Below are 11,750 nucleotides of genomic sequence, written 5' to 3' on the forward strand. Positions count from 1 at the left end.
ACAACCGCCCGGGAGGAGAAAACAAGAATGGACAAACCCTTTGGTGTGCCGACGCTGAAACCCGTTGATACCGCGATGCTTAAAGAGGCACTGCGCCGAGCGTGGCAGGATTATCGCCGCGCGCCGCTTTTTGGGCTTCTGTTCGCAGGCTTCTACGTGCTGGCCGGGTGGCTGATGGCGTGGGTCACGCTGCAGACGGGAACGTCGTTCTGGCTGGTTTTGGCCGCGATCGGCTTTCCGCTGATCGGGCCGTTTGCTGCCGTGGGATTGTATGAGGTCTCGCACCGGTTGGAACAGGGTGAGCCGTTGAATCCCGGTGCGATCTTCGGCGTGGTCATACAGCAAAGCCGAAGGCAACTGCCGTCGATCTGCTCCATTATCGTGGTGATCTTTCTGTTCTGGTTCTTTCTGGGCCACATGATCTTTGCCCTGTTCATGGGGCTGTCGACGATGACCAACATTTCAACATCATTTGAGGTGTTCCTGACTCCCAATGGGCTGAGCATGTTGGTACTGGGCACACTGGTCGGGGCCGTATTTGCAATCATTCTGTACATGATCACCGTGCTGTCGATTCCTATGTTGCTGGATCGTGAGCTGGATTTTGTGACCGCGATGATCACCAGCTTTGCCTATGTCAAAGCGAACATGGGTGTGATGCTGGCGTGGGGGGCCTTCATTGCGATCATCACTTTTTTGGCGATGATCCCTTGGTTCCTGGGCCTGTTTATCGTCCTGCCTTTGCTGGGGCATGCCAGCTGGCATCTTTATCGCTTGATCTTGGACAACGATCCGTCCGGGGCTGCTCAGCCGAAACCCTCTTAAATCTGTCCGTTTAAGTCAGGCCCTGATGAATTGTGCGCCTTTCGGGCCGATTGCAGTGCTGCGGACAAATTATGCCCAAGGTGATGCAGCGTAAGCCGTCTTACATCGGATCCACTGCCACCGGCCAACCGATACACATAACCCGACCATTCCTGAGGTGCCCATTCAGGCGGAAGGTTCAGAACCATCATTCTGCAATCCTGTGCGCCGGGCCGGGACATCAATGCGCAGACTTGTCCGCCGATGTGAGAAACGATGCCCTGAACCTCACGCATCGGCGCGGAGCATTTCGGCATATGCGACAAGGGTTCATAGCTGCGCAGCAAGGTGCAATGCCGAATGCGGCGCATAAACAGTAGCCGGTGAAGTGTTGGTTCGCGTCGGTTTGGTGAGGCCTCAGCGGCGTGATAAAATCCGGTCGCCATAGTTTTTTCTGACCCGGTGACGAGAAATCGATCGATGATTTCTGATGCGGGATGAGCGGCGACCGGTTCTATTTCATCCAAAGGTTTCAGCAGGATACGCGCGTCGATATCGAAGAATCGACACATCCGGTCCAGCACATCCGGCCTGGGAAAACTTTCACCTGACAGATAGCGATTAAACTGCGTTCGATTGATGCCCAATTGGCGGCAAAGCTCTGAAACCGACCGATAACTGTTTGCGAGCTGCCTAAGGTTGGCTCCGAACATGCTGCGCAATTCTGCGGGGCTGCGATTGATGTCGGTCACTTCTGTCCCAGATTTCCGTTTGTATCTTCAGCAAAAACAGGTTTAGGGCGGCACAGCGACCGCGCAGTATTCAGAAATCGTAAAGTTGACCCCAACGGGCGCTGCAAAGCGCCTCGCTACGCGTCACAGGCTAGTCTGATGATAAGCAAAATCAATAGGCTTTCAGCCTATTTGCATGATCTTTTTCATGCTGTTGCTCATATTTGATGGACGCATTAAGCCTTTTTGAGGTTAGCAGGGCACAATGGCCAAGCAGGCCGCCGCCCCGAGAATGAATTCAGTCCCGGGGCGAAAATGGGGCTTAGTCACCGCGCAACAGGGCTGCAACTCCGGTACGGGCGATTTCAATCAAGCCAAGAGGGCGCATCAGATCGGCAAAGGCATCGATCTTGTCCGGTGCACCGGTGATCTCGAAGATGAACGAATTCAGCGTACTATCGACGACATTGGCCCGGAAAATGTCGGCCAGTCGCAGGGCTTCGACCCGTTTATCGCCTTCACCCACAACCTTTATGATCGCCAACTCGCGCTCGACCGAAGCACCTTCGACTGTCAGATCATGCACGTCACGGACCGACACGATGCGTCCAAGCTGCGCCTTGATCTGCTCGATCACTTGTGGGGTGCCGGTGGTGACGATGGTAATTCGGCTGAGATGCCCGGTATGGTCAACCTCAGCAACCGTTAGACTTTCAATATTATAGCCACGACCCGAGAACAGACCAATTACGCGGGCCAGAACCCCCGGTTCGTTTTCAACCAGCACCGCGATCGTGTGTTGTTCCTGCACGTCCGAGAATGTCGGGCGTAGGTTATATGCAGAATGGCGGGTGGAGCCTTTGACGATGTTTAGCGGAGTCATTGATAGACCTCATCTTGGACATAAGTTTCTTCGGGCTTTCGTAGCGCAGAGATCAGCGCTTGGAGGCAAACTACGCAAGCCAGTATTAGGATCGGGGCAAACACGAGGCGCAAAGACAATATCTCGGTCATCTTGAAAAGCACCATATGTGTTGCTGGTCCTATACCGATCCACATTGCGGCGGCCAGTACCAGACGCCATGGAGAAGTTGTCAGGACGCCAGCTCGAAGCAGGAACAGTGCAACGATTGCAAGCAGCCCAGATTCATAGAACCAGAAGTACGGTGTAGACATGGAAATACCTAGAAAGAGCACCGCTACCCGCAAGTCAAAACCTACTCTTGGGCTGCGCCATGCAACGAAGACTGCAATTCCAGACAACACTGTCAAAGTCCATTGCATCGCAAGCGCGAGCGTTTCTGGCACACCGATGCTGGCCAACAAGGAATAAGGGCTAAGCATGACCTTATTCAGATGGATTGAGCTTCGTATCTCTTCAAAGTGAACGCCCATCATGTTGCGCATTTCGGTCCAATATTCGACGCCAACGACCAGAGTGGCCAGAACGGACAAGACCACCGTCGTGACCGTTGCTGATATGATCGTCTTCCACGCACCGCTTGCCAAAAGCGCAAGCGGTATGAGCAGGCCGAGTTGGGGTTTAAGCGTCAGCAATCCAATAAAGAACCCTGCTAGTACGAAGCGGTCGTTCTTTAGCGCCGCTAGTGCGGCCAGAAGGCCAGCTGCCCAAAGGGTTGTGGTCTGCCCCATATACAAGTTTGGCAACATGGCGGGGGAGAGTGCAAAAGCAAACCAAACCGGTACGATTCCGCAAGAAAATGGTCGCACAGCAAGGAACATCGCGACAATTGAAATCGCTGTGAAAATCGCCCAAGCCGGAGAAAACGACAATGCCCCGAGTGGTTGGAGTGCGACAAGGAATGAGGGAGGATAAGACCAAGGCATCCAATCGTCTTCCTTGGACGCTTCGTGTATTTCCGACAATCTGTCGATATCAAATGCCGCAAGCGGTTCGCCTAAATGCGCGAGGTGACCTGCAGCCCAGAACACCTTGAAATCAACGGATAACGCCATTTTTCCTTGATCAACAACGGCATACCAGCCTGTGCCGACCCAGAACAATATCAACGCTAGAACGAAGAGTGGAACCATGAGCCCCACTTGCCAACCGCGACGGCCGGTGAATATCGACAAATTCTCTTCCGGGCTCGAAGCTCTGGCTGAGAACTGACTGCTGAGATCACGCATGATCTAACCCTTTTTCATGTCACGTGCGGCGACCTTAGCTCCGGCATTTGACCTAGATGTGGCAAAGCGGTGCTCAAACAAGCACAGCTCCACCAGCTTGAATAACACCTTGCGTTTCGGCTTCGCCCAGCAGCATCTCATTGTGGGCCTTGCCCGATGGGATCATCGGGAAGCAATTCTCGTGCTTTTCGACCACGCAGTCGAAGATGACCGGACCGTCGTAATTGATCATCTCGATGATCGCGTCGTCCAGATCGGCCGGGTCGGAACACAGGATACCCTTGGCACCAAAGGCTTCAGCGAGCTTGACGAAATCAGGCAGGGCCTCGGACCACGAATGCGAATAGCGTTCGCCGTGCAGCAGTTCTTGCCATTGTCGTACCATTCCAAGCCGCTCGTTATTCAGAATGAACTGTTTCACGGGCAGGCGGTATTGCGCGGCCGTCCCCATTTCCTGCATGTTCATCAGCCACGAGGCCTCACCGGCCACGTTGATGACCAGCGCATCGGGATGTGCCATTTGCACACCGATCGAGGCGGGGAAACCATAGCCCATAGTGCCCAGCCCGCCCGAAGTCATCCAGCGGTTGGGGTCTTCAAAACCCAGGTATTGCGCCGCCCACATCTGGTGCTGTCCAACCTCGGTTGTGACATAGCGGTCGTATTTCTTCGTCAGCTCTTCAAGCCGTTGCAGCGCGTATTGCGGCTTGATGGTCTTTTCGCTGTTTGTGAAGGCAAGGCAGTTGACCTTGCGCCATTCGTTAATCTGGTCTTGCCACTGCTTGATATTGGCAGCGTCTGTTTTGCGACCGCGTGCTTTCCAGACTTTCAGAATATCCTCAAGCACGTGGGCAACATCGCCAACTATTGGGATGTCGACACGGATAACTTTGTTGATCGACGACGGGTCGATATCTACATGGGCTTTGATTGAGTTCGGCGAGAACGCATCGATCCGGCCGGTGATACGGTCATCAAATCGCGCGCCGATGTTTATCATCAGATCGCAATCATGCATCGCCATGTTGGCCTCGTAGAGCCCATGCATCCCAAGCATGCCGATCCAGTTTTCGCCAGAGGCCGGATAGGCTCCAAGCCCCATCAGGGTCGATGTGATCGGAAAGCCGGTTGCGTCCACCAGTTCGCGCAGCAGCTGGCTGGCAGCCGGGCCCGAGTTGATGACGCCGCCGCCGGTGTAGAACACTGGCTTCTTTGCGGTCTCGATTGCTGCAACAAGCTCCGTGATTTCTTCCAGATCGCCCTTCAATACTGGCTGATAGTGAGAGGTCGACGGTTTTGGCGTCGTGTATTCACCCGAGGCGAACTGAACGTCTTTCGGAATGTCAACGAGCACGGGGCCGGGGCGACCGGAAGTGGCCACATGGAAGGCTTCGTGCATAGTCGCGGCCAGCGAGTCGGTATCCTTCACCAACCAGTTGTGCTTGGTGCAGGGGCGGGTGATGCCCACGGTGTCGGCTTCCTGAAAGGCGTCAGAGCCAATCATGAAGGTCGGAACCTGACCGGTCAGAACAACGATCGGAATTGAATCCAACAACGCATCGGTCAAGCCGGTCACGGCATTGGTCGCGCCAGGACCGGATGTGACCAAAGCAACGCCCGGCTTGCCGGTCGAGCGGGCATAGCCTTCGGCAGCGTGTACCGCACCTTGCTCATGCCGTACCAGAATGTGACGGATGTCATTTTGCAGAAAGATCTCGTCATAGATCGGTAGGACGGCGCCACCGGGGTATCCGAATACCGTGTCCACGCCCTGATCCTTGAGGGCTTGAACTACCATCTTTGCGCCGGTCATCTCACGTGTCATCTGCTTTGCTCCGTTCGCGACATGTGTCTTGCGTGTTGCCAAAAAAAAGCCCCCGAGATTTTCGGAGGCGCATGGGTTCGATTATGGTTTACCGTTACCGGCCCATGCGCGTGTTTCCTACGATTACGACTAGCGCTTTCATCGCCAGAGGCTCCTTCTTTGCGTGCAGGGACATTATGGTTGAGGGGAAGGGGCGTCAACAGGCAAATACAAAAATATTGTAAGTCTGGGCTTGTGGGATTTGATATTTTGTTGCGCAAAATGACGCAGGTCGAGAAATATCCGCGAAAATTCGCCGCAAATTGGTGGGCGATCGGGTGATCAACAGTGGTCTGATTGCGTCAGGCCCATGTCTGAAACAGACCAGAGCAGCGCCCGATGCTGAGGCAGGCTGGTGAAAACAGCGCTAAATCGGGAGGTCAGACATGCTGCACGATCTTGTGGATCTGGGGCGCTATCCGATCGATCGGCCTGATTCATACGGGTACAGGCAGCTGATCGCGGACCTGAGGCGGGATCTGGAAGTTGATGGATGCGCGGTCCTCCCCGGCTTTGTGCACGAAGATGGCCTTGGGAAAATGATCGCTGAGGCCGATCACGTCGCTCCCAAAGCGCATCGCTCGTTCAATCGCACGAATGCCTATTTTACGCAGGATGATCCCAGTTACGGGATCGGTCATCCAATCCGACGGTTTTATGACCGATCCAACGCCTTTGTTCCGGCTGACAACTTCCCTGTCACAAGCCCGCTGCGGCGTATTTATGAGTATGAAGGTTTCATGCCTTTCATCCGCATGGCTTTGAACGAGCCGGAGGATCGATTCTTCCGATATGATGACCCGTTGGCGGATGTGATCATCAATGTGGTCGAGAAGGGAGGCGGCTTTCCGTGGCATTTTGACACCAATAATTACACCGTGACGCTGGCAATCCAGAATGGCGAGGAGGGCGGTGCATTCGAATACGCACCCAATCTGCGGACCAGTGAAGACGAGAATTTCAAAGGCGTCGCTGCGATTTTGGATGGCAGCAGGAGGGGCGTACACCAACTGGAACTGCAACCGGGCGACCTGCAGATTTTCAAGGGGCGCTATGCCTTGCACCGGGTAGCGCCGGTCGAAGGACAACGGAAACGCTATGTTGGTATCTTTTCGTTTGTCGAAACCGAAGGCATGTGTGGTGGGGTGGAGCGGACCCGTCAACTCTATGGCCGTGTGCTGCCGCATCATTATGAGCGTGAAGGGTTGCGGGGTGATCAACTGCTTGACTGATATGTGCTAGTCTCGGACCCGAGGTTGGAAGAGGGCTGTTTTGATGCAGATATTACAACTTACACCATTTGTCCTTTGTTCTTCTTTGGACGCGCAGATTGAGTTCTACACTCAGCGGCTTGGGTTTTCCTGCACATTCAGGCAGGACAATTATGCCTTCTTGCGCCGTGATCCTGTGGCGATCCGATTATTGGAATGTCCACCGCGTCAGGATGGGCGCGCATTGGGGGATGAGCAGTCGTTCTATGTTGACGTCAAAGGAATCGACAGCTTGTTCGAAAGCCTGCGCCCCGGGTTGGAGGAACTGCCTGAAGGGCGGGTGCGCCCGCCATTCGATCAGCCCTATCAGCAGCGCGAATTTCATGTCCTCGATGAAGACGGGACTTTGTTGTTCTTTGGTGAAGATATCAGTGAACGCGGCAGCGTGTAGTGCTCCCGCCCGACTTCAATGTGCCGTTGGCACATCTCCTTCGGTTGGGCCGGGCAGCGCGTTTCGCGCTGCGGTCATAGCCCGGGGCTGGTGCCCTGCAGGACGCCATGCTCCAGGGCATAGCGGGTCAAGCCGGCGGTGGAGGAGATGCCAAGTTTGCGCTTGATGTTCTTGCGATGCGTCTCAACTGTGCGCACCGAAATGTCCAGCGCCAGTGCCACATCTTTGTTGGATTTACCCTGCGCCAATTCCAGCAGGATTGTCTGTTCCCGGCCGGTCAGCGCCTCGCGCGTGTTGCCGTCCTTGGGCTCCAGCGAGCCGCTGGCCCCGGTACAAAGATACCGCTCGCCCCGCATCACGGCATCGATGGCTTGCTTGATCTCTTCGGTGGGAACGTCCTTGAGGATATAGCCTTTGGCGCCGTGGCTGAGCGCGGTTGAGATGTATTCGGGACTGTCATGCATCGACAGGATCAGAACGCGGGTTTTGGGCAGGCGCTCTAAAATGATCTCGGTGGCGTTCAACCCGCTCAGGCCGGGCATGTTGAGATCCATCAGGATCACGTCCGGCTGCAGGTGGGTTGCTCGATCGACAGCTTCTTGTCCGTTGGAAAGTGTGCCGACAACTTCGATCTCATCATAGCTTTCCAGCAGAGACTGAATGCCTTCGGCGACCATGGGATGATCGTCGACAATAAGGACCCGGATGATTGAGTCGGACATCAGATACCGGCCTTTCGTTTTGGCGTTGGGTCTTCCTGTGGTGGCAGCATATGACTGAGCGGCAAGCTGACCTCAATCACGGTGCCGCTACGCCCGCCGCGCGATGAGAGGATGCGTAAAGTGCCGTCAAGCTGTTCGATCCGTTCCTGCATGTTGCGTAGCCCGATTCCGGTGCTGACATGGCCTGGTTCGTTCCGCAACCCGCGACCATTGTCCGTAATCCGCATCGTGGCGCCTTTCTTATGACCCCGCAGGTCAATGGTAACACGGGTTGCTCCCGAGTGGCGCTCGATATTGGTCAGGGCTTCCTGCGCAATACGGTAGAGGGCGATCTTGCTGTCTTGATCCAATCGGTTTCGGAACACCACGGTTGAGAAATCGGTTTCAATACCCGTGCGTTCACTGAAATCGTCGGTCAAAGCCTTGAGCGCTGGCCCAAGCCCCAGATCATCCAGAACACCCGGACGCAGGTCGCGGCTGATGCGGCGAACCTCGGTGATGGCGGTTGCCAGATTGTCGATACCTGTTTGCAATGGTTCCTGCGCCGACACGTCGTCCCCGCGGATCAGACGTCGTCGGGCGTTGTCCAGTGCATAGCGTACGCCAACCAGAATCTGGCTGATGCCGTCATGCAATTCGCGGGCGACGCGTCCGCGCTCTTCTTCCTGAGCGTCCAATACCCGCTGTGTCAGTTCCTTAAGCTTGGCATCAGCCAGCCGGCGTTCGCGGAAGTTCAGCAACATGCCCGAGGCAAAGACGATCAGAACAGCGGCCAGGACAATGCCTCCGATATAAAGGAAGGTGCGCTGCACGCGCGCCTCAACCTCAGCCCGGGCATTGGCGACGGTGGCAACGATGTCATCGATGAACACACCCGTGCCCACCACCCAGCGCCAGTCCTGCAGGCCAACAACATAGGCGATCATTTGAGCCTCTTCACCGGTCGATGGTTTTTGCCACATAAAGCTGTGCCAGCCCGCGCCCTGTCGGGCGAGCGTGATAAACTCATCCACAATCGGGGTGCCATCGCTGTCGGTCAGATCGGCCCAGTTGCGATTGATGAATTCAGTCTGGCGCGGGCTGACGAGGTTGTTGCCGTCATAGTCATAGACAAAGAAGAACCCGTCCTTGCCGTAAATCATCGCCGACAGAATCTGGGTCACGAGGTTTTTTGCGATTTCGTCATCCGGGGAGGCGCGACCGTAAATATAGGCAAACCCATTCCGCGCCTGGGTCACGTAATTACGCAGCTCTTCTTTTTTGGCTTCGATCAGGCGGCGCTCAAGTGCCTGTATCTCACTCTCGGCGGTCGCGCGGGATTCATAAGCGACCACCATTGCAATGGCCGCAACCGCTGCGATCAGCGGGATTGCGGCAACCAGCGACAGTTTTTGCGCATAGGTTAGCGAGATTAGGTTCCGGATTCCTCCCATGTTCGAATCGATACGCAAGCTGCCGGGAAATTGCAAAAAATTTGGAAGAACACAGTGCTCGGCCACAGTGATTTGGGCGTGAGCGGGTAAAATCAACCGGATTTGTGCTTTTGAATGTGGAAAAACCCGACTGGCTACGTAGTAGTAGGTATTCACATTCATGTGTGTGGAACTAGGCTAACGCGCACTAGAAACGATCGACCCGGCATCACCCGGGGAATGAATATGAAGGGGAGGATCACTCATATGGATCGTCGTAAGTTTCTGAAAACATCAGCACTGGGCGGCTCGGCCGCTGCAGCCACCACGCTGGCAGCGCCCGCCTATGCGCAAGGCAAGCGCACGCTGACTATGGTCACCTCGTGGGGCCGTGGCCTCGCAGGTGTGTTCGACAGCGCGCAGCGTTGCGCCGACAGCATTACCACAATGTCGGATGGCGACCTGAACGTTGAAATCAAAGCCGCTGGTGAACTGGTTGGTGCCTTTGAGGTGTTTGACGCGGTATCGTCCGGTCAGGCCGATATGTACCACGCGGCAGACTACTACTTTGTGGGTCAGCACCCGGGCTATGCGTTCTTCACCGCTGTTCCATTTGGCATGACCGCGCAGGAACTGGTGAACTGGTACTACCATGCCGGCGGCATGGAGCTGCATGATGAGCTGGGCGAAATCTTCGGCCTGAAATCCTTCCTGGCCGGTAACACTGGCGCGCAGGCAGGTGGCTGGTACTCGAAAGAGATCAACAGCCCCGAAGACTTTAACGGCCTGAAATTCCGCATGCCGGGTCTGGGTGGCAAGGCGCTGGGCAAACTGGGCGCATCCGTTCAGAACATTCCGGGTTCGGAAGTGTATCAGGCGTTGTCGTCCGGTGCGATTGACGGAACCGAGTGGATCGGTCCCTGGGCTGACGAAAAAGCGGGCTTCCAGGAAATCACCAAAACCTACTACACCGCGGGCTTCCACGAGCCGGGTGCGGGTCTGTCGCTGGCCACCAACCGCGAGGTTTATGACAGCCTGTCCGCCGCGCAGCAGAAGATCATCGAGATCGCAGCTGCCGAGTGCCACCAGTGGAACCTGGCACAATTCCTGGCCAACAACGGTGCAGCGCTGCAGCGTCTGCAGGCCGGTGGTGTCAAGGTCATGGAATTCCCTGACAGCGTTTGGGACGCGTTTGGCGCAGCCAGCCAAGAAGTTCTGGATGAAAACATGGGTGATGAGCTGTTCAAGCGCATTCACGACAGCGCCATGGAGTCGATGGCAGCATCGTCGGCATGGAACAACCTGTCGTCGGGTGTCTACACCTCGCAGCGTGACCGCGTACGCGGCTAAGCAATCCGCTCAATGCAATCGGTTCCCCCGTCAGCGGGGGAGCCTTTCCTGTTGCACATAAGCGGCCCGGACATGCCGTCATAACCAAACGTGCAACCGATGCGACCTGGGGACAACATGCAGGACGAAAACGGTATCTCGTTCTTCGGCGCCCTGTGGAATGGACTGGTCTGGTTCATTCAGAACATTGCCGAAGCCTTCTATAATTTCGGATACGCCATCACGCATCCGCAGCTCTGGCTGGACTGGTCGAACAAAGAAGCAATCATGCGCTTTGTTTATTATGGCGGGTCTGTCGAGTTCTTCTTCGTGATCTTCGCGCTGTTTCTGGTGCTGACGGCCATTGGTCTTTACTATCGGAACTTCATGTGGGGAATGGTGCGCGGGCTCGAGGGCTTCGCCAATACCACTGGCCGCTTCTTTGCGTGGGCGGGATTGCTGATGGTAATTCAGCAGATCGTTATCGTATTCATGCAGCGGGTGTTCACACGGCCGGATATGTCCTTTGGGCTGGGTATACCTTTTCAAATGGATATCAGTTGGTTCGCCGAAGAACTTAAACTCTACAACGCCATGGTTGTCTGCCTCTGCTGCACTTATACATTCGTGCAGGGCGGCCATGTGCGCGTTGACCTGATCTATGCGGGCATCAGTCACAAGGCCAAACGCGTCGTTGATATGTGCGGGGCGGTTCTGTTCATGATGCCCATGGCCGTTCTGACCTGGATGTATGGATGGTACTTCATGTGGCGGCACCTGATCGTGCCGAAACCCTCGGCCAGTGACACGCTGGATAGGCTTGTGGCCAAGTCCCGAGCGCTGCGTTGGAACGTGGAAACCATCGGGTTTAGTCCTAACGGGTTCAACGCCTACTTCCTGTTCAAAATCCTGCTGGTGGTCTTTGCCGCCATGGTGTTCCTGCACGCGATTGCGTTCCTGTATCGCTCGTATCTGGAATACGTGGAAGGGCCGGAAAGTGAAGGAAAATACCTCGACAAGGACAGCCTTGGCGAGGGTGAAGAAGCCTACGAAGGCGCGCATTAGGGACGGAGAA

Annotated in this window: 11 protein-coding genes; 5 read left to right on the top strand and 6 right to left on the bottom strand. The window is 55.5% G+C overall.

Going from position 1 to position 11,750, the window contains the following annotated elements:
- The first annotated feature begins 27 nt into the window (after positions 1-27).
- On the top strand, positions 28-825 hold the full coding sequence (locus ACR0L9_RS05665; protein WP_480895151.1) for a DUF2189 domain-containing protein: 798 nt from the start codon (positions 28-30) through the stop codon (positions 823-825).
- Here ACR0L9_RS05665 and ACR0L9_RS05670 read toward each other — a convergent pair.
- The 4 genes from ACR0L9_RS05670 to ACR0L9_RS05685 all read right to left on the bottom strand — a co-directional run bounded on the left by ACR0L9_RS05670 (position 822) and on the right by ACR0L9_RS05685 (position 5,511).
- Entirely contained in the window at positions 822-1,517 is a 696-nt protein-coding gene (locus tag ACR0L9_RS05670) for a helix-turn-helix domain-containing protein (protein ID WP_170396965.1), read from the bottom strand. The genes ACR0L9_RS05665 and ACR0L9_RS05670 overlap by 4 nt on opposite strands.
- 340 nt (positions 1,518-1,857) lie before the next feature.
- A complete protein-coding gene (gene ilvN, locus ACR0L9_RS05675) occupies positions 1,858-2,418 on the bottom strand; it encodes an acetolactate synthase small subunit (protein ID WP_170396580.1) in 561 nt (186 codons plus the stop codon).
- Positions 2,415-3,686 (bottom strand): glycosyltransferase family 87 protein, encoded by a 1,272-nt coding sequence (locus tag ACR0L9_RS05680; protein WP_480895152.1) that lies wholly within the window; start codon positions 3,684-3,686, stop codon positions 2,415-2,417. The genes ilvN and ACR0L9_RS05680 overlap by 4 nt, the downstream gene beginning before the upstream one ends.
- 73 nt (positions 3,687-3,759) lie before the next feature.
- On the bottom strand, positions 3,760-5,511 hold the full coding sequence (locus ACR0L9_RS05685; protein WP_223117913.1) for an acetolactate synthase 3 large subunit: 1,752 nt from the start codon (positions 5,509-5,511) through the stop codon (positions 3,760-3,762).
- Positions 5,512-5,936: 425 nt separating this feature from the next.
- On the opposite strand from ACR0L9_RS05685, the gene ACR0L9_RS05690 reads away from it, so the two are divergent.
- Both ACR0L9_RS05690 and ACR0L9_RS05695 read left to right on the top strand, forming a co-directional pair.
- A complete protein-coding gene (locus tag ACR0L9_RS05690) occupies positions 5,937-6,782 on the top strand; it encodes a HalD/BesD family halogenase (protein ID WP_480895155.1) in 846 nt (281 codons plus the stop codon).
- 43 nt (positions 6,783-6,825) lie between these two features.
- Positions 6,826-7,212, top strand: coding sequence for a bleomycin resistance protein (locus ACR0L9_RS05695; RefSeq protein WP_480895157.1), 387 nt, complete (start codon positions 6,826-6,828; stop codon positions 7,210-7,212).
- A 74-nt stretch (positions 7,213-7,286) separates the two neighbouring features.
- Here ACR0L9_RS05695 and ACR0L9_RS05700 read toward each other — a convergent pair whose 3' ends face one another.
- Together ACR0L9_RS05700 and ACR0L9_RS05705 are read right to left on the bottom strand one after the other, a co-directional pair.
- Positions 7,287-7,934 (bottom strand): response regulator transcription factor, encoded by a 648-nt coding sequence (locus ACR0L9_RS05700; RefSeq protein WP_480895159.1) that lies wholly within the window; start codon positions 7,932-7,934, stop codon positions 7,287-7,289.
- Positions 7,934-9,367, bottom strand: coding sequence for a cache domain-containing protein (locus tag ACR0L9_RS05705; protein ID WP_170646315.1), 1,434 nt, complete (start codon positions 9,365-9,367; stop codon positions 7,934-7,936). Before ACR0L9_RS05705 ends, ACR0L9_RS05700 begins: the two co-directional genes overlap by 1 nt.
- Positions 9,368-9,613: 246 nt before the next feature.
- On the opposite strand from ACR0L9_RS05705, the gene ACR0L9_RS05710 reads away from it, so the two are divergent.
- Together ACR0L9_RS05710 and ACR0L9_RS05715 are read left to right on the top strand one after the other, a co-directional pair.
- Positions 9,614-10,696: a TRAP transporter substrate-binding protein gene (locus tag ACR0L9_RS05710; RefSeq protein WP_170396967.1), complete on the top strand. Its 1,083-nt coding sequence runs from the start codon at positions 9,614-9,616 to the stop codon at positions 10,694-10,696.
- A 117-nt stretch (positions 10,697-10,813) separates the two neighbouring features.
- A complete protein-coding gene (locus tag ACR0L9_RS05715; protein ID WP_170598117.1) occupies positions 10,814-11,740 on the top strand; it encodes a TRAP transporter small permease subunit in 927 nt (308 codons plus the stop codon).
- Positions 11,741-11,750: the final 10 nt, after the last annotated feature.

It is taken from the genome of Ruegeria sp. I3 (assembly GCF_056532525.1).

What these genes read in the sequence shown, in the direction of transcription:
- ACR0L9_RS05665 (WP_480895151.1), top strand. Translation starts at nt 28, where the DNA reads ATGGACAAACCCTTTGGTGTGCCGACGCTGAAACCCGTTGATACCGCG.
- ACR0L9_RS05670 (WP_170396965.1), bottom strand. Translation starts at nt 1,517, where the DNA reads ATGTTCGGAGCCAACCTTAGGCAGCTCGCAAACAGTTATCGGTCGGTT.
- ilvN (WP_170396580.1), bottom strand. Translation starts at nt 2,418, where the DNA reads ATGACTCCGCTAAACATCGTCAAAGGCTCCACCCGCCATTCTGCATAT.
- ACR0L9_RS05680 (WP_480895152.1), bottom strand. Translation starts at nt 3,686, where the DNA reads ATGCGTGATCTCAGCAGTCAGTTCTCAGCCAGAGCTTCGAGCCCGGAA.
- ACR0L9_RS05685 (WP_223117913.1), bottom strand. Translation starts at nt 5,511, where the DNA reads ATGACACGTGAGATGACCGGCGCAAAGATGGTAGTTCAAGCCCTCAAG.
- ACR0L9_RS05690 (WP_480895155.1), top strand. Translation starts at nt 5,937, where the DNA reads ATGCTGCACGATCTTGTGGATCTGGGGCGCTATCCGATCGATCGGCCT.
- ACR0L9_RS05695 (WP_480895157.1), top strand. Translation starts at nt 6,826, where the DNA reads ATGCAGATATTACAACTTACACCATTTGTCCTTTGTTCTTCTTTGGAC.
- ACR0L9_RS05700 (WP_480895159.1), bottom strand. Translation starts at nt 7,934, where the DNA reads ATGTCCGACTCAATCATCCGGGTCCTTATTGTCGACGATCATCCCATG.
- ACR0L9_RS05705 (WP_170646315.1), bottom strand. Translation starts at nt 9,367, where the DNA reads ATGGGAGGAATCCGGAACCTAATCTCGCTAACCTATGCGCAAAAACTG.
- ACR0L9_RS05710 (WP_170396967.1), top strand. Translation starts at nt 9,614, where the DNA reads ATGGATCGTCGTAAGTTTCTGAAAACATCAGCACTGGGCGGCTCGGCC.
- ACR0L9_RS05715 (WP_170598117.1), top strand. Translation starts at nt 10,814, where the DNA reads ATGCAGGACGAAAACGGTATCTCGTTCTTCGGCGCCCTGTGGAATGGA.